The organism is Bifidobacterium platyrrhinorum, from assembly GCF_010667645.1.
GTDB classification, from domain to species: Bacteria; Actinomycetota; Actinomycetes; order Actinomycetales; family Bifidobacteriaceae; genus Bifidobacterium; species Bifidobacterium platyrrhinorum.
In genome coordinates this window covers 226,087-243,428 of record NZ_WHZV01000002.1, presented here as the reverse complement: position 1 = coordinate 243,428, position 17,342 = coordinate 226,087, and the positions used below count along the sequence as shown (strand labels likewise).

The window sequence follows — 17,342 nt, the reverse complement described above, 5'->3', positions numbered from 1 at the left end:
AACACGCCTCTACCGTAAACGCACGTGCGGAGGGTGTGACCGACGCCACACCCCATCTGCACGGAAAATACGGAAAACCGGCGCGCTCAGTGGCGCACGATGAGGGCGAGGAGACGGCCCTCGTGGCGCTTGCCGGCCTTCGCGGCGCGGCGGTGCGAGTACCATAGCGGGTTCTCGAGCGTGCACATGCTGTGGCGGATGCCCGCGATGCGCTCGCTCAGCTCGGCCGGGCCCTCGCCGTCAGTGCGGCACAGTTCGGCGAGTTCGGCGTCCTCCTCCAGGTATTCGGTGGCGGCGTGGACGCGCGGCATCGAGTCGACGATGCGGTGCACGCCGGCGAACGCGAGGTCGATGCGCGCGGCCTCGGCGATGTCGATGCCGGCGCCGCCGAAGCGCGTCGCGGTCTTGGTGAGCGGGAAGCGCTTGACGAACGTGTCGGCGATCTCGTCGCCCACCTCGTAGCATTCGCCGCAGATGCAGGGGCCGAGCGTGGCGACGATGTTCTCGGGGCTGGCGCCCTTGGCGGCCATCAGGTCGACGGTCGCCTGGATCACGCCGCGCTCCAGGCCGCGGCGGCCGCAATGCGCGGCGCCGATCACGCCGGTGACCGGGTCGGCGAACAGCACGGGCAGGCAGTCGGCGGCGAACATGCCCAGGGCGACGCCGGTCTGCGCGGTGACCTGGCCGTCGGCCTCCATCACGTGGACGCCGGAGTCGGCGGCCGCGACGTTTCCGGCCGCGGCGGACGGTTCCGTCGCCTCGCCGGGAGCCTCGGCGGCGGCCGCGCCGGTGCGCGTGCCGGAGACGTCGAAACCGAACGGCGTGTTCACGGTGAACGCCTCGTCCACGTCGACGGCGATGCCGGAGTGGACCTGCGAGACGAGCGAGAGGCGCGCGCCGACCGCTTCGGCGAGCGCGATGCGGTTCGACAGCACGGCCTCCGGGTCGTCGCCGGATTTGCCGCCGAGGTTGCAGTTGCCGAAGTCGCCGGTGGACAGGCCGCCGAGGCGCGTCGTGTAGACGACGGTGACGCCGGGGGCGAGCGCGATGGGGATGGTCACCGGGATGGGCCGGCCCGCCTTGTCGGTGGAGCTGATGGCGTTGGAGTCGAGGATCGTCTCGTCGATTTCACTCATGATGGTGTCTCCTTGAAGTGGGTGCCCCTCGCAAGGCGGGTTTACTGTCGGTTCCCCGGGTTTCGGGGCCGGACCTCGTCGCGAGGGGTGCATGGTCATTCGGCCTTGAGCGTGGGCTTCTTCGTGCGCGAGCGGATGGCCGCGTTCTCGGGCACCTCGTGCGGGCAGGGCAGCGAGAATACGTGCGCCGGGTTGTTGATGGCGGCGACGGGCACGCCGTCCGCGTCCTCGAGCCCGCTGCCGGGCACCGTGTAGGCGAGCGGGGCCTCGCCGGGCAGCAGGAATTCGACGTCCTGGCCGGGTTCGATCTTGTTGCGGCTCATGATGGTCACGCGGCCGCCTCGCTCCGGGCTCCAGGAGAGCACTTCGCCGACGACCATCCACGCGCGGAAGTAGGCGGAGCGGTTGGTGTTCTGCGTCACCTTGTGCTCCGGGTAGTAGAAGCCGGTGGAGTAGTCGCGGTGGGCGACCTTGTCGGGCTCGTCGAGCAGCCATCCGGGCAGCGCGACGTGCGGCGCGGGACGACATTTCGCGTGGTGCCAGCCTTCGGGCAGCACCTCCTCGCGCGTGTTCGACTTGCGGCGGGCGGAGCGGGCCTTGTAGCTCAGCCGGTCGAGCTGCGCGCCGCCGGCGGAGCGGGCGGCCGCGTCCTCGGTCTTCGCCGGGGCGGCCGCGCCTGTCGCCGGGGCGGCGGTTTCGGTCGTCGCGTCGTCGCCTTCCTCCGGCGGTTCGCCGGGCACGCCGGCAAACGCCTTGTCGGCATTCCCTTCGATCGAGTCGTCGGCGGCGAGCGCGAAATCGGGGTCGTCGGGGCGGATCACGCGGTCGCGGAACGGCTTGATGACGTCGCCGTCCGCGGTCTCGAAGCCGCGCTGGACCATGTATTCGTTCACGGCGGTCTTGTACGCGTTGGTCATCGCGGCGATGTAGTACGCGGATTTCGAGCGGCCTTCGATCTTGAGGCTGGTGGCGCCGGAGTCGATCAGGTCGTCGATGTGGTCGAGCATGCACATGTCCTGAGAGTTGAACAGGTACGCGCCCTCCTCGGTCTGTTCGATCGGGAAATACTGCCCGGGGCGCTTCTCCTCGACGATCGAGTACTTCCAGCGGCAGGGCTGCGCGCATTCGCCGTGGTTGCCGTCGCGGCCGGTGAGGTAGTTGGAGAACAGGCAGCGGCCGGAGAACGCCATGCACATCGCGCCGTGCACGAAGCATTCGATGTCCATGTCGTCGGGGATGCGGGCGCGGATGTCGCGCACGGCCTGCAGGTCCATCTCGCGGGCGAGCACGACGCGTCGCGCGCCGAACTCGTAGAGCGCCTGCGCGGCGCCGTAGTTGGTGACGCCGGCCTGGGTGCTCACGTGCAGTTCGACGTCGGGGGCGATCCGGTGGGCCATCATCATCACGCCGATGTCGGTGACGATCATCGCGTCGATGCCGGTGTCCTTCAACTGGCCGATGTAGTCGCGCATCGCCTCGACCTCGGCGTTGCGGGGCAGCACGTTGAGCGTGACGTACACGCGGCTGCCGCGTTCGTGCGCGTAGCGGGCGCCCTCCTCGAAGTCCTCCAGGCTGAGGTTCCTGGGGGCGCTGCGCATGCCGAACGCCTTGCCGCCGCAGTAGACGGCGTCCGCGCCGTAGTCGACGGCGGTCTTCAGTCCGCGCAGGTTGCCGGCGGGGGCGAGCACTTCGGGCTTGCGGCGCATGCGCAGGGGGTTGTTGCCATTCGTATTCATCACCCCAACAGTGTAGCGAGCACGGTGTAGCGCCCGGCGCAACGCCATCGCGCACCCCGCCCTCCGCGCAATCATCGTGCACGGCCCCGTTCTCCGCATGGAGATCGCGCCAGGAGAAGGGCCGAGGGGACGTCAGAGGACGGCGAGGGCGAAGTCGACGAGGAGCTTGACGCCGTAGAGGGTGATGACGCCGCCGCACACGCGGTTGAGCACGTCGATGATCTTCGGGCTGAACTTGTGGGCGAACGCGTTGACGACGAGCGTGACGCCGAGGAACCACAGCACGGAGGCGGTCTCCACGCCCGTGATGAACGGGGTGGTCTGGCCGGCGTGGAGCGTGGCGGCGAACGCGCCGAGCATCAGCGTGCCGTCGATGATGGCCTGCGGGTTGAACCAGGTGACCGCGCAGGCGGTGCCGATGGTCTTCATGAGGCCGCGCGCGCCGAGATGGCGGGCGGGTTCGGGGCCTGCGGATGCGGACGCGGCGGCCGCGTATGCCGGCGCGTCTTCCGACTTCGCGGCGCCCTTGCGCTTCGGCAGGACCAGCCCCATGCCGATGCGCACGACGACGAGGCCGCCGAGCCCCAGCACGATGGTCTCCAGCCACGGGTGCGCCTGCATGAGCGCGCCGATGCCGAAGAAGCAGGACAGCGACAGCGCCATGTCGAAGCAGATGACGATGAGCGCGGTGATGAGCGCGTTGCGGCGCGTGCGCGTCAACGCCGAATTGATGACGAACAGGTTCTGCATGCCGATCGGCGCGATGTACGCCAACCCCATGGTGAGTCCCTGGATATACAGTCCCATCCTCGCTCCTCGTTCTCCTCGACCGGTGCCCGCGTTACGGATTCCGTCTTCCTTCCCGGCCCCTCTTGTCAGGGAAGCCGGCGGCCGCGGGCCGTCCGAGAGGCGGTCACGGCAGCCCCTCAGCAGACCTTTTCGGTTTGGCTGGGTGATACACACCCAACCAAAACCAGCCAAATGCAATTCGGTCAGAAATCCGTACGCGAATCACAAATCACGTAATCCGCATCATTCCAATGCCGTTGCCATATCCTACGCAGCGAATTACACTTGGCAACCAGCCAAGAACAATCCATTTCACCCAACCAAATACGTCCGCTCGGCCGGCCTGCGGATGTCGGTCCTCCTCAAGGGCCGCAAGATCCCCGCCGACCAACGCGATGAGGTCGCCCCTCCGTCACCGCTTCGCGACGCCATCTTCCTCATCAGAGGGAGGCGAGTGCGGAACGGCCGACCTCCAATAAGAAGGAGCCGCATATGCCGCGCAGCGCGCCGCTCGACATCGACTGGACGCCGGACCGCACATCCGCCACGCCAATCACCGAACAGATCGTCGACTACATGTGCGGGCGCATCGCGTCCGGCTCGTGGCCGATCGGCGCGAGGCTGCCCAGCCAACGCGCGTTGGCCGAATCGTTCGGCGTGAACCGGTCCACCATCATCGCCGCCGTCCAGGAGCTCGCCGACTACGGCATCGTCGAGGGGCGCCACGGGGCGGGCACGCGCATCGTGAGCAACACGTGGTCGCTGATGCTGCCCGGCGCCCCCGACTGGGCGGATTACGTCTCGTCCGGATTCTTCAAGGCGAACAACGCGACCATCCAGGCCATCAACCGTCTTGAATTCGACCGGTCGCAGACGCGGCTGGGCACCGGCGAGATCGACCCGCGGCTCTTCCCGCGCGACATGTGGCGGCGCGTGGCCGGCGAGGCGGCCGCCGAGATCGACGCGCTCGGCTACCCGCCGCCGGAAGGATTGGACGTGCTGCGCGAGGCGATCGCCGCGCACATGCGCGACTGGGGCGTCGACTGCCGCCCCGGGCAGGTGCTCGTCTCCTCGGGCGCATTGCAGGGGCTGCAGATGATCTCGGTGAGCTTGCTGTCCGCCGGAGCGACCGTCTACGCGGAGGCGCCGAGCTACATCAAGTCGCTGCAGGTGTTCCAGTCGGCCGGCATGACGCTCGCCGGCGTGCCGATGGACGGGCAGGGGCTGGACGCGGGCGCGCTGGGCGGACTGCTCGACGGACGCTCCGCGCGAGACGGTTCCGTGCTCTATACGATTCCCACGAACCACAATCCGACCGGACTGACCATGCCCGAATCGCGCCGGCGGACGCTCATCGAGGCGTGCGTGGCGCACCGGCTGCCGATCATCGAGGATTGCGCGTACCAGGACCTCGTCTTCGAGGGGGCCACACCGCGCGCGCTCAAATCCTACGACGACACCGGCATGGTGATCACGCTGGGCAGCGCGTCGAAGGCGCTCGCGCCGGGATTGCGCATCGGGTGGATTGTGGCCGACGAGCGGATCGTGCACCGTCTGGCGGATGTGAAGATGCAGATGGACTACGGCGCGAGCACGCTCAGCCAGTGGGTGTTCGCCCGGTTCCTCACGAGCGGGTTGTACGCGGAGTACTTGGAACGGCTGCGCGCCGAGCTGCGACGCCGCCGCGACGCCGCGCTGGAGACGCTGGAGCGGCTGTTCGCCGGCCGTGCGCATTGGAAAGTGCCGCGCGGCGGGTTCTACATCTGGCTCACGTTCGACGAGCCGGTGCGCATGGGACGGCTGTTCCGGCGGGCGGCCGGGCGCGGGGTGCTGCTCAATCCGGGCGACATCTACGATTTCGAGGGAGACAACGCGCTGCGCCTGAGCTACTCCTACACCACTCCGGAGGAGTTCGCCGAGGCGGCGCGGGTGCTGGCCGAACTGGTGTAGGTCATACGGATCGCGCTCTTCGACGCGGTATGCACCGATTCATCACGACAATATGCTCCCTCTTGAGGATGCGGTGGCCCTCGACGCGGTATGCGCCGATTCATCTGTCGAGGGGCAGGCATTCTCGCCCCTCGATGCGATATCCGCCGATCATCGCACCGAGGGACAACGGGACCTGTCCCTCAACATGCATCAACCGTTATATGGGCACGAGGGGCAACATTGCAGCCCCGATTCCCTTGGAAAACAGTCATTCCACATATGCTTACAAGCATTGCCCTGCCCCGCGAAGAGGAAAATCGCGAATATTTCGTCGAGGGGCATGAATTCGTGCCCCTCGACGAAACCACACCCCGATTGCCACCTCGCGGGGCAGATGCGAACCAAGCCGCCAACCGGACGGTCCGCAAGGGCTGTCTTACAACGAGAACCGCACGGCAATGGCCGCGCGGCGGAACATCAGCCGAGCTTGGCGAGCTCCTCCGGGGTGAGCTCGAGCCGGTCGGCCTTGAGGGAGTCGAGGATCGTCTCGGGGCGGTGGGCGCCGGGGATGACGAACATGTGGTCGCCCTTGGCGAGCTCCCAGGCGAGCACGACCTGCTGGTAGCTCACGCCGTGCGCGGCCGCGACCTCGCGGAACGGGTCGAACTTGGACTCGTCGTACGGGTGGCGGTAGCCGCCGAGCGGGCTCCAGCACACGAACGCGAGGCCGAGCTTCGCGCAGTAGTCGAGCGTGTCCTGCGTCTCCAGGTGGATCGGCGAGTACTGGTTCTGCACGGCGACGAGCTTGTCGCCGAGGATGGATCGCGCGATGTCGATCTGCTCGATGGACGCGTTGGACACGCCGGCCACGCGGGCCACGCCCTCGTCGACGAGCTGCTTCAACGCCTCGATGGACTCGTTGTACGGCACCTCCGGGTCGTGGCGGTGCAGGTACAGCAGGTCGATGGTGTCGACGCCGAGCGCCAGCGCGGACTGCTTGCCGTATGCGATGAGGTGTTCCGGCTTGCCGTCGCGCGGCCACAGCGGCTCTCCGTGCTCGCCCCACACGCGGCGCAGGCCGATCTTGGTGGCGACGGTCACCTCGTCCTTCGGCCCCTTCCACGTGGCGAGCGCCTCACGCACGAGCTTCTCGCCGGTCTGCTCCTCCTCGCCGGGCGTGTAGTAGGCCCACGCGGTGTCGATGTGGCGGCATCCGGCGTCGAGCGAGGCGTGCAGCGTCTCGATGCCGACGTCGTGTCCGCGGTTGTTCTCGATGGTCAGTGGCATTTCGCCGTGGCCGATCGCGGTGGTGGAGAATGGTCCGAGGTTGCGGTACAGCGCCATGATGTTCCCTTCTTTGTGGTGTCTGCGGTGATGACTTCGTTGTGTCGTGGCGTGCGGGTGGCCATGCCGGACGATGCCGGCGGACACCCCGTCCGTCTTCCAGCGTAGGAAGGCGGGTGGATGAACCGGACGCCGGATGCCGCCGATCAGCGGCCGCCGAAGGAGCCGCCGCCCGAGCCTCCCCCGCCACCGCCGAAGCCGCCGCCACCTCCGGAACCGCCCGAACCGCCTCCGGACGAGGAGGGCGCGGCGGAGTTGATGGCGGAACCGATTTCAGCGAACCCGGATCCCAACTGCGTGCCGATGCCGCCGAAGTTCGCGGCGAGCCCGCCGGGCATGGGCCCGATCGAACCACCCGCCCCGGAACCGCCGGAGGCGCCGGATCCGAACGCCGAAGTGTCGGAGAGCACGTCGTGCAATGCGTTCGCACGGTAGTTCCAGTACATCATCGAGTCGGCACCGTTCTCGTCGAGCCAGTCGGGGTCGCGCATCTGCGGGTAGGCCTTGGCGAGTTCGCGCATCGCCTTGCGGGAGATGCCCATCGCGGTGGCGTAGACGAGGTAGCGGTCCCAGAGCACCAGGTCGGCGGCGCCGCGGTCGGTGAAGTCGCTGAAATCCTCGAGGTACCGGTACAGTCCCACGATCTCGCGCCCATGCTTCCATCCGTCGGGCGTGAGCGTTTCGTCCGGTGCGAGCAGCAGCGCGCATCCGGCGGCGGCCATGACCGGAAGGCCGATCAGGGCGGCGAGCGCGAGGTTGCCCTGCCACATGGCCGCGCCGGCGATGACGATGCCGTACAGTCCGGCCGCGACGGCGAGGATGGTCGGCATCGGCCCGACGTTCTTCGTGGCCTGGAGGCGGTCGAACGCCTTGTCGCAGGCGTTGGTGTAGACGTCGAGCATGTTCTTGCCGCCGCGCCAGGTGCGGCAGGTGTCGCGCATCTGGTCGAGGTCGAAGACGGCGGAGCGGCGTTTCTCGGCGATGGCTTCAAGCAGGCGCAGCAGGCTGTTCTCGGGCCGGCTCAGGTGGAGCGATCCGCGGTTCGTGGCGCATACGGGCATGATGACGATGGTGCTGGTGGAGGCGACCTGTTTGGCGAGCCTGTCCGGGTCGTGCGATGCCAGTGCGGCGGCGACGTCCCGCCGTGAGGCGGGGGCTCCGCCGTCGCCGCGCAGGTCGAGGCCGTCGTAGAGTTCCGCGGGTCCGGGGTGGATGGCGATGGCCTTCTTCGAGGCGAGCGAGAGCACGGTGGCGGCCATGCGCCGTGATTCCAACGTGCCGCCTTCGTCGGGGATACTGATGATGTTGGCGATGCGGGCCACGCTTTCCGGTCCGATGTCCGGCGGCGTACGCACGTAGGCGGCGTCCTCGAGCCGTTCGCCGCCGTCGTGCGGTCGTGTCGCGCGGCGGAGCAGGAGGATGGCGACGCCGAGGGCGATCAGGGCGAGCACCGCACCGACCGCGGCGGCCGCACCCCAGACGGAGACGGTCCGGCGCTGGGAGACGCGCCAGTCGTGTTCCTTGTCGCGTTCGTCGCGGATGAGCGAGGGCAGTCTCTCCCAGTCCTGTTGGCGGATCCAGTCGCCTGCGGGCTTGTACTGCGTGCCGGCTTCGCCGTGGGAGGTGTCGCGCGCCGCGTCGGCGTTGTAGGCGGCGACCACGTCGAGGTAGCGTCCGGCGCGCACGTTGTGTGCGGTGAAGCGGAGCGAGCCGTCCGCGTTGCGCGAGGTTTCGGAGGCGCCCTCGTAGTGCAGCCACGTCCATGGGCCGTTCGTGGTCGGGTCGTCCGCGGACGGATTCGATGCATCGGCGGAGGCCGAACCCGGGGAGGCCGTGCCGGTGGAGTCCGAACCCGGGGAGGCCGTGCCGGCCGCGCCTTCGGGGAACCGCACCACGCCGGTGACCGTGCCGATGGGCACGGTGTTGGAGTCCGATATCGGCTCCCATTGGAACGTGGCGACGTCCGCGTAGCGGGTGACGGCGCCGACGAGTGTCATCGTCACGTCGAACCGCATGCTGTTCGTCTTGACGGTGGAGGGGATGTTCCAGCCGATTTCGAGGGTTTTGCCGGTGGCCCAGTCCGTGTCTTCGTTCTTCTCGTATTCGGAGTATTTGCGCGGGTCGCTGTAGATGGGGATGCCGTCGGCGCCGGGCGTGTATGGCGTGAGTTCGCTGTCGCCGTCGCTCACGTCGGCGATGTACCAGTGGTTCGCGTAAAGCCGGTCCCACGTGGCGTCCCCGATATAGGTGGGCAGGACGGGTTCCTTGAGCTGCGTGTATGTGTCACCGGTGGTCGCATTCCTCACGCTGATGCCGGTGATGTCCGACAGGTTGTAGTCGTTGAGCTCGTAGCGTTGGATGAGTTGTTTCCATGGGCGGCCCTCGTCGCGTTTGGCGAGTTTCACGTCGATGTGCTGCGTGACCTTGAGGTCGCCGTTGGGTTGCACCGTGGCCTCGTAGTCGAGGCTGCGGTAGCTCATCGCCGGCTTGTCGGCGGTGAACCAGTGGAATGCGAACACCGCCGTGAACACGAGCACGGCGATGACGAGGCCGCCGACCATCGATTCGACGACCCGTCGTCTGCCGAAATGCCTCATTTCGCCTCGCCTTCCATTGATGTCGTGTTCGTTTCGCTCGTATGCGTTTCGTCCGCGGCGTGCCGCGGTTCAGCGGCCGCCGGAGGAGCCGCCGCCCGATCCTCCCCCGCCGCCGCCGAAGCCGCCGCCACCGCCGGAGGATGGCGAGGCGGCCGAGATCGTGGAGGAGACGGACGCGAACCCGGAGCTCAGCTGCGAGCCGATGTCACCCAGGCCGGCCGCGAACGAGTCCCCGCCGAATATGAAGTCGCCGGGTCCGGCGCCCCCGTCGAAACCGGTCGTGTCGACGGACGGTCCGGAGGAACCGTACGAGCCGGATCCGCCGTAATGATGGTGCCACCGGTACGGCCGGTAGCTCCAGTACCAGATGGAGTCGGAGCCGTTCGCGTCGAGCCAGTCCGGATCGGTGACCTGCGGGTACGCCTTGGCGAGTTCGCTCACCGCGCGCCGGGAGATGCCGAACGCGGCCGCGTACACCATGTACCAGTCCCACAGGGCCAGGTCGGCCGTGCCGCGGTCGGTGAAGTCGGAGAAGTCCTCCATGTAGCGTTTCAGCCCCAGGCATCTGCCGCCGAGGTCCTGCCCGTATGCGGTGAGCATGAGGGGCGCGCCGGCGAGGAGCGCGAACAGTCCGGCGAAGAACGTGGGCGCGCCCACGCACAGCTGCACGGCGATGTTCGAGGTGAGCGACGAGGTGGTGAGCAACGTGGTTCCGAGGATTATGAGGATGACCCCGGGCACCGCGTAGCGTGCGGTGAGCGGTTTGGTGGCGCCGAGCAGGGCGAGTTCGTTCTTCGCGGCGGTGGCGAACCTGCCGAGGGACTTGTAGCCTTCCTTCCACTTCTTGCATGCGGCGCCCATCTGCTCGAAGTCGAATACGGGGCAGCCCACGCGATACGAGATGTCGATGAGCAGGTCCAGGCAGGCGGCTTCGGATTGGCATAGGCCGAGCGAGGACCGTTCCGCGCCGAATGCGGCGGGCAGGATCACGATGGTGCTGGTGGATCGCAGGGCTTCGATCTTGTACGGGTCGGCGCCGATCATGCGCGAGATGCCGACCGCGTCCGCCCGGCTCATGTCGATGCCGCGGTACATGCCGGCGGGGCCGGGGTAGATGGCGATGGCCTTTTTCACGGCGAGCGCCATCACGGTGGCGGCGAGCGCGCGGTTGTCGGCCTGCCCGGCCTTGCCCGTCGGCGGTTCGCTGACCGTGTCGATGAGGCGTGCGGCGCAGGCGGGGCTGACCCCGGGCGGGTCGCGCCAGTATTCGAGGGACCCGTGGTAGCCGGAGAGCCGGCGTGTGCGGAATACGGCGATGAGCGCCCATGCGATGAGCGCGATGGCCCCGAGCGCGAGACCGGCCCATGTGGCGAGGCGGGTTCGGGCGACGCCGCGCTGTTGATCGCGCCAATTCCGCTCCTTGGCTTTCTCGTCGGCTTTGAGCCGGCCGAGTTCATCGCCGGCGGCGGTGCGTTTCACGGCGCCGGCGTACTTGGAGTCGTAGGCGGCGACGACGTTGATGTAGCCGCCGACCTTGAGGTCGTGGACGGTGAAGCGCAGGGTGCCGTCGCCGGTGCGGCCTTCGGCGTCGGTGTTGGTTTCGCTGGTGTTTTCGGTGTGCAGCCAGCTCCATGCGCCGGTCGCGTCGACGCCTTTGGGGAACGTCACCACGCCGGTGACGGTGCCGGCGGGCACTTGGTTGCTGGCCGCGATGGGCTCCCATTGGAAGGTGGTGATGTCCGGGTGTTTCGTGGCGACGTCGTGCATGGTGAACGAGACGTCGAATCTGAGGCTGTCGGTTTCCTTGGTGGCGGGGATGTTCCAGCCGAGTTCGATGGTTTTGGTCGTGCCGTATGCGGTGTCGAGGCCGCTTTCGCCGGGTTCGTAGGGTTGCGGGTCGTCGGCGCCGCGGGTCACGTCGGCGATGTACCAGTGGTTCGCGTACCGGATGTCCCAGGTGCCGTCGTTGATGGCGTCGGGGTTCTGCGGGTCGGTGCGCGTGTAGGTTTCGCCGGTGGTGGCGTTGCGCACGCTGATGTCCGTGATGTCGGTGAGCTTGTTCGGGTCGAGCGTGTACTGCCAGTAGAGCTGTTTCCAGCGTTTGGTGTGGCCGTCCTCGTCTTCGCGCGCCTTGAGCTTGTAGTCGAGGTGTTCGGTGACCCTGAGGTCGCCGTCGGCGGTGGCGACGGCCGTGTAGTCGATGGTCCGGTAGCTCAGCAGGGCGCCGTCGACGCCGTTGATGTGGCCGCCGATGAGGATGCCGACGAGGATCACGGTGGTGACCAGGGCTCCGAACATCGCGGGGATCAGGCGTTTGCGCATGGGTGGTCACCTGCCTCCGAACGAGCCGCCGCCCGATCCGCCGCTGGATCCGCCGAAGCCGCCGCCGGAGAAGCTTCCGGAGGAGGAACTCGACCAGTCGGAGCCGGAATCGGAGCTGACGGGTGCGGCCTCGTGGATGGTGGAGGTGATGTCGGACATGCCGGCGGACAGTTGCGAGCCGAGGTCGCCGAGTCCGAAGCCGGGGCCGCCGCCGTTCTGGACCGCGTTCGGCCCGATGCCGTGGAATCCGCCGCCGAACGCCTGTACGGGCCCGGAGCCCACGGAGACCCCGCCGACCCGCATGGTGCCGTGGGGCTCGTCGTAGCGTTCGTCGCGCCAACGGTCGGCGCGGTAATCCCAGTAGAACGTGGAGTCGGAGGCGTTCCGGTCGAGCCATTCGGGGTCGGTGACCTCGGGGTATGCCTTGGCGAGTTCGCGCTTGACCTTGTCGGAGATGCCGAATGCGGCCGCGTACACCATGTACCAGTCCCAGAGGGCCAGGTCGGCGGCGCCGCGGTCGGTGAAGTCGGAGAAGTCCTCCATGTAACGTTTGAGGCCGAGGCATTGGCCGGCGGTCTCCTGCCCCTGCCTGGTGATCACGTGCGTGGCGCCGGTCATCGAGCAGAACAGGCCGATGGTGAGGGCGGGCAGGCCGAGCAGCAGACCGACCGCACTGTAGCCGATGATGGCGTTGGCGAGCAGTGTGACGAAGCCGAGCACGGCGGCGAGGACGCCGGAGAGGATCCACTGCCAGGAGACGGATTTGGACGCGCCGAGTCTGCGGTATTCCGTGTCGCAGGCGTCGGTGAACCGGCCGAGCTCGATGTAGCCGTCCTTCCAGTCGCGGCATGCCTCGCGCATCTGGTTGAGATCGAACACGGGGCATCCGACGCGTTGTGAGATGACGATGAGCAGGTCGAGCAGCGCGTTCTCGGATTGGGTGAGCCCCATCTGCGTCGTGTTGGGGATGCGGTCGATGCTTTGCGGCATGACCACGATGGTGCTGGTCGTGCCGGCCGCCCGCCGCCTGCCGGGGTCGGCCGCGACGAAACGGCTCAATGACGCGGGTGCGGCCTCGCTCAGGTCGATGCCGTAGTACATGGATGCGGGGCCGGGGAAAATGGCGATGGCCTTCTTCACGGCGAGGGACAGCATCGTGGCGGTCAGCTCGCGGTTGGACCGTGACATGGCGGGCGCGCGGCCGCCGCCACCGCCCTTGCCGTGGTCCACGATGCCGATGAGCCTGGCCGCCGCCGCGGGCGACGCGGACGGCTTGTCGCGCCAGTATTCGATGGGCCCGCGGTACCGGGATCTCAGGTGGCTGGACACCACGGCGATGATGGCCCACGCGCATAGGATCACGCCCATGATGAGGGTGATCGTCCAGTAGATGAGCCGCGCCCGGGCGGCGTTGCGCTTGTTCTCCTCCCATTGGCGCCGCTGCTCGTCCTCGCTATGTTTGAGCGCATCGAGACGGTCGCCGGACCGGGTACGTGCGATGTTCCGGGTCTTGTGCACGTCGTAGGCGGCCACGAGGTCCAGGTAGTCGCCGGAACGCACGTCGTGCACGGTGAATTCGAGGCCGCCTCCGGCGGTGCGCGTAGTGGTGGATTCCCGTTCGGTGTGCAGCCATGCCCACGAGTCCGTCTTGCCGACGCCCGCGGGGAACCGCACCGTGCCGGTGACCGTGCCGATCGGCACCTGGTTCTCCTTGCCGAACGGCTCCCATTGGAACGTGGCCACGTCGTCCCATGCGGTGGCCACGTCGTGCATGGTGAAGCGTATGCGGAACCTCATGCTGTCCGCCGACGCGGTGGCGGGGATGTTCCAGCCGAGTTCCACGGTCTGCTCGTCGTCCCCTTGTACCCCCTGCGGCAGGGAGACCTCGCCGTCGCCCACCTCGTAGCTCGTCGTGGCGCCGCCGTTGACCTTCGCGATGTACCAGTGGTTGGCCTGTTCGGCGTTCCACTCGGAGTCGGAGTAGACGTCCGGAATGGCGGACTTCGCGCTCTCCTCGTAGTCGATGCCTTCGGTGATGTTCTTGACGCTGATGTCCGAGATGCCGGTCAGGTTGGAGGATTTCAGCCGGTACTGCTGGTACAGCTGCTTCCAAGGCCTGACCTTGCCGTTGTCATCCTTGCGTTCGGTCATACGCACGTCGATGGTCTGCGTGACCTCCAGATCGCCGTTGCCGACGACCCGCACGTCGTAGTCGAGCGACCGGTAGCTCAGCGGCGATGCGATGCCGAAGCGCTGCGCGACCGCGATCGCGCCGACGACGAAACTCATCGGGAGCACGACGACCAGGCTCACGATGATGGCGACGATGAACCGCTTCCTCATGGTTCCGCTCCCCTTCCCCGAACGGCGGGCGGCCGTGGACGGTAAGGACGCCGCCACGGCCGGTCCCTCCGAAATCTCAGAACCTCACTTGCGGCACGGCTCGGCTGGCCTCGTCGGCCATGAAATACTGCGCCTGCGTGAAGTGGAACATGCCGGCGATGATGTTGCTCGGCACGGTTTCGATGCGCGTGTTGTACTTCATCACCACATCGTTGTAGAACTGGCGCGCGTACGCGATCTTCTGTTCGAGCCCCTGCAGCTGGTTCTGCAGGTTCATGAAGTTCTGGTTGGCCTGCAACTGCGGGTACGCCTCGGCGGTGGCCTGCAGGTTGAACAGGGCGTGCGAGAGCGCGTTTTCGGCGGCGGCGCGTTCGGCGAGCGAGGCGCCCGGATTGGCGGCGGCCGCCACGGCGCCGGCGCGGGCGGCGGTCACCTGCGTGAGCACGCCGGACTCGTGCGCCGCGTACCCCTTCACCGTCTCCACCAGGTTCGGGATGAGGTCGGCGCGCTGTTTCAGCTGCACGTCGATCTGCGCCCACCCGTTGCCCACGCGGTTGCGCAGCTGCACCAAGCCGTTGTAGGCGCCCACCGCCCATGCGACGAGCCCCACGGCCACCGCGAGTATCACCACCACGACTACCAGAAGAACTCCCATGACCGCTCCTTCGCTCGGGGACCCCGTCCGTTCCGCCCACACGATTCGAGTGAGCGTCTGCGTCCATTCTTCCACGCCATGCGCCGGACCGGTAGATATCTACCGGTTATTCCCGCCCGCCCGGCGCGTCGCCGTCGTTCTCTCCGGCTTCTCCGCGTTCTCCCAGATGACGACAAGCCCCTTAACGAAAATAGGGGTTCGGAACATCGTATGATGTTCCGAACCCCCTTGGGTTGATGACCGCTAGGCTATGCATCCGGCATGGGATGTTTTCGAAGGCGATCTCATGTCTTCAACTGCATGTGAAGAGGCTTGACCGGCCACCAACCCAAGCTCGGGAGCCTGAATCGGTATGACGCGATCAGGCACGCTTGCGCAGCAGGGTGACGGCGGCGGCACCGGCGATCGCGATGACCGCGAACACGGCCACACCGGCGACGGCGGAACCGGTCTCGCCCAGGATGGCGCCGGCCTTCTTCTTCGCCTTGGCCTTCGTGGCGGTCTTCTTGGCCTGATCACCCTTGGTGTTGTCGGTCTTCGGAGCGTCCTTGTACATGGCGTACACGGCCCAGTTACCGGTGACGACGGCATCCGGATCGACGGCGACGTCACCGTCGTTGGAGGCGAAGCCCCAACCGACGAACACCTTGCCCTCGACGGCCGGAGCCTGGATGCCCAGCGCGTACTGCGAGAACTTCACCTGGTCCTTCGCGTAGTAACCCACGGTCTGGATGAGGTTCTGATCGGCATCGTAGAAAGAGACGACGTTCTGCGTATCGTCATCGGTCTTCGGCGCGTCCTTGTACATGGCGTAGACGGCCCAATCGCCGGTCACCACGTCGTCGACGTTCACCGCGACGTCACCGTCGTTGGAGGCGAAGCCCCAACCGACGAACACCTTGCCCTCGACGGCCGGAGCCTGAATGCCCAGCGCGTACTGCGAGAACTTCACCTGGTCCTTCGCGTAGTAACCCACGGTCTGGATGAGGTTCTGGTCCGCATCGTAGAAGGAAACGACGTTCTCCTTGGTGTCGTCCGTCTTCGGAGCATCCTTGTAGGTCGCGTACACAGCCCAGTCGCCGGTCACGGTCTCGGTGACGTCGACCAGCTTGTCGCCCTCGTTGGACGCGAACGCCCAACCCGCGAACACCTTGCCCTCGACCGCCGGAGCCTGAATGCCCAGCGCGTACTGCGAGAACTTCACCTTGTCCTTCGCGTAGTATCCCACGGTCTGGATGAGGTTCTGGTCCTTGTCGTAGAAGGAGACCACGTTCTCCTTGGTGTCATCCGTCTTCGGCGCGTCCTTGTACATGGCGTAGACGGCCCAATCACCGGTCACCACGTCGTCGACGTTCACCGCGACGTCACCATCGTTGGAGGCGAAGCCCCAACCGACGAACACCTTGCCCTCGACCGCCGGGGCCTGGATGCCCAGCGCGTACTGCGAGAACTTCACCTGGTCCTTCGCGTAGTAACCCACGGTCTGGATGAGGTTCTGGTCCGCATCGTAGAAGGAGACGACGTTCTCCTTGGTGTCATCGGTCTTCGGAGCGTCCTTGTAGGTCGCGTAGACGGCCCAGTCACCGGTCACCACGTCATCGACGTTCACCAGGACATCGCCCTCGTTGGACGCGAACGCCCAGCCGGCGAACACCTTGCCCTCGACGGACGGAGCCTGGATGCCCAGCGCGTAGGTGGCGAACGTCTGGGTGCCGGCCTTGTAGCCCACGGTCTGGATGAGGTTCTGATCGGCATCGTAGAAGGAAACGACGTTCTGCGTATCGTCATCGGTCTTCGGAGCGTCCTTGTAGGTCGCGTAGACGGCCCAGTCACCGGTCACGACGGCATCCGGATCGACGGCGACGTCACCGTCGTTGGACGCGAACGCCCAGCCCGTGAACACCTTGCCCTTAACGGACGGGGCCTGGATGCTGGCGGCGTACTGCGAGAACTTCACCTGGTCCTTCGCGTAGTAACCCACGGTCTGGATGAGGTTCTGATCCTTGTCGTAGAAGGAGACGACGTTCTCCTTGGTGTCATCGGTCTTCGGAGCGTCCTTGTAGGTCGCGTAGACGGACCAGTCACCGTTCACGGTCTCGGTGGTGTCGACCAGCTTGTCGCCCTCGTTGGAAGCGAACGCCCAGCCCGCGAACACCTTGCCCTCGACGGACGGGGCCTGGATGCCGGCGGCATAGGTGGCGAACGTCTGGGTGCCGGCCTTGTAGGTCACGGTCTGCAGCAGGGTCTGGTCCGCGCCGTAGAACGACACGGTCGCATCCTTGGCAGCCGGAACATCCTTGTAGGTCGCGTAGACGGACCAGTCACCGTTCACGGTCTCGGTGGCGTCGACCAGCTTGTCGCCCTCGTTGGAAGCGAACGCCCAACCGGCGAACACCTTGCCCTCGACCGCCGGGGCCTGGATGCCGGCGGCATAGGTGGCGAACGTCTGGGTGCCGGCCTTGTAGGTCACGGTCTGCAGCAGGGTCTG

At 67.0% G+C, this 17,342-nt stretch carries 10 protein-coding genes; 1 reads left to right on the top strand and 9 read right to left on the bottom strand.

What is annotated here, in order from left to right:
• Positions 1-86: 86 nt before the first annotated feature.
• The 3 genes from GFD21_RS04255 to GFD21_RS04245 all read right to left on the bottom strand — a co-directional run bounded on the left by GFD21_RS04255 (position 87) and on the right by GFD21_RS04245 (position 3,679).
• On the bottom strand, positions 87-1,136 hold the full coding sequence (locus GFD21_RS04255) for a polyphenol oxidase family protein (RefSeq protein WP_163196696.1): 1,050 nt from the start codon (positions 1,134-1,136) through the stop codon (positions 87-89).
• A 95-nt stretch (positions 1,137-1,231) separates the two neighbouring features.
• Positions 1,232-2,872 carry a peptidase U32 family protein gene (locus tag GFD21_RS04250; protein WP_191996848.1) on the bottom strand — a complete coding sequence of 547 codons (1,641 nt, stop codon included), beginning with the start codon at positions 2,870-2,872 and terminating at the stop codon, positions 1,232-1,234.
• 132 nt (positions 2,873-3,004) lie between these two features.
• Positions 3,005-3,679, bottom strand: coding sequence for a LysE/ArgO family amino acid transporter (locus GFD21_RS04245; RefSeq protein ID WP_163196695.1), 675 nt, complete (start codon positions 3,677-3,679; stop codon positions 3,005-3,007).
• A gap of 474 nt (positions 3,680-4,153) precedes the next feature.
• Between GFD21_RS04245 and GFD21_RS04240 the strand changes: the two genes are divergently transcribed.
• Entirely contained in the window at positions 4,154-5,611 is a 1,458-nt protein-coding gene (locus GFD21_RS04240; protein ID WP_163196694.1) for an aminotransferase-like domain-containing protein, read from the top strand.
• Between the two features lie 459 nt (positions 5,612-6,070).
• Here GFD21_RS04240 and GFD21_RS04235 read toward each other — a convergent pair whose 3' ends face one another.
• The 6 genes from GFD21_RS04235 to GFD21_RS04210 all read right to left on the bottom strand — a co-directional run.
• Positions 6,071-6,937, bottom strand: coding sequence for an aldo/keto reductase (locus tag GFD21_RS04235; protein WP_163196693.1), 867 nt, complete (start codon positions 6,935-6,937; stop codon positions 6,071-6,073).
• Between the two features lie 146 nt (positions 6,938-7,083).
• Positions 7,084-9,534 carry a DUF2207 domain-containing protein gene (locus GFD21_RS04230; RefSeq protein ID WP_163196692.1) on the bottom strand — a complete coding sequence of 817 codons (2,451 nt, stop codon included), beginning with the start codon at positions 9,532-9,534 and terminating at the stop codon, positions 7,084-7,086.
• A gap of 69 nt (positions 9,535-9,603) precedes the next feature.
• Entirely contained in the window at positions 9,604-11,856 is a 2,253-nt protein-coding gene (locus GFD21_RS04225) for a DUF2207 domain-containing protein (RefSeq protein ID WP_163196691.1), read from the bottom strand.
• Between the two features lie 6 nt (positions 11,857-11,862).
• Positions 11,863-14,199, bottom strand: coding sequence for a DUF2207 domain-containing protein (locus GFD21_RS04220; RefSeq protein WP_163196690.1), 2,337 nt, complete (start codon positions 14,197-14,199; stop codon positions 11,863-11,865).
• A 76-nt stretch (positions 14,200-14,275) separates the two neighbouring features.
• The gene (locus GFD21_RS04215; RefSeq protein ID WP_163196689.1) at positions 14,276-14,854 is read right to left on the bottom strand and encodes a LemA family protein; all 579 of its coding nucleotides are present in this window, start codon (positions 14,852-14,854) and stop codon (positions 14,276-14,278) included.
• 361 nt (positions 14,855-15,215) lie between these two features.
• Positions 15,216-17,342, bottom strand: a 2,127-nt coding sequence (locus GFD21_RS04210; RefSeq protein WP_191996847.1) for an InlB B-repeat-containing protein, incomplete at its 5' end; no start/stop codon positions are given.

Coding starts and splice junctions, on each gene's coding strand:
- GFD21_RS04255 (WP_163196696.1), bottom strand. CDS start 1,136: ATGAGTGAAATCGACGAGACGATCCTCGACTCCAACGCCATCAGCTCC.
- GFD21_RS04250 (WP_191996848.1), bottom strand. CDS start 2,872: ATGAATACGAATGGCAACAACCCCCTGCGCATGCGCCGCAAGCCCGAA.
- GFD21_RS04245 (WP_163196695.1), bottom strand. CDS start 3,679: ATGGGACTGTATATCCAGGGACTCACCATGGGGTTGGCGTACATCGCG.
- GFD21_RS04240 (WP_163196694.1), top strand. CDS start 4,154: ATGCCGCGCAGCGCGCCGCTCGACATCGACTGGACGCCGGACCGCACA.
- GFD21_RS04235 (WP_163196693.1), bottom strand. CDS start 6,937: ATGGCGCTGTACCGCAACCTCGGACCATTCTCCACCACCGCGATCGGC.
- GFD21_RS04230 (WP_163196692.1), bottom strand. CDS start 9,534: ATGAGGCATTTCGGCAGACGACGGGTCGTCGAATCGATGGTCGGCGGC.
- GFD21_RS04225 (WP_163196691.1), bottom strand. CDS start 11,856: ATGCGCAAACGCCTGATCCCCGCGATGTTCGGAGCCCTGGTCACCACC.
- GFD21_RS04220 (WP_163196690.1), bottom strand. CDS start 14,199: ATGAGGAAGCGGTTCATCGTCGCCATCATCGTGAGCCTGGTCGTCGTG.
- GFD21_RS04215 (WP_163196689.1), bottom strand. CDS start 14,854: ATGGGAGTTCTTCTGGTAGTCGTGGTGGTGATACTCGCGGTGGCCGTG.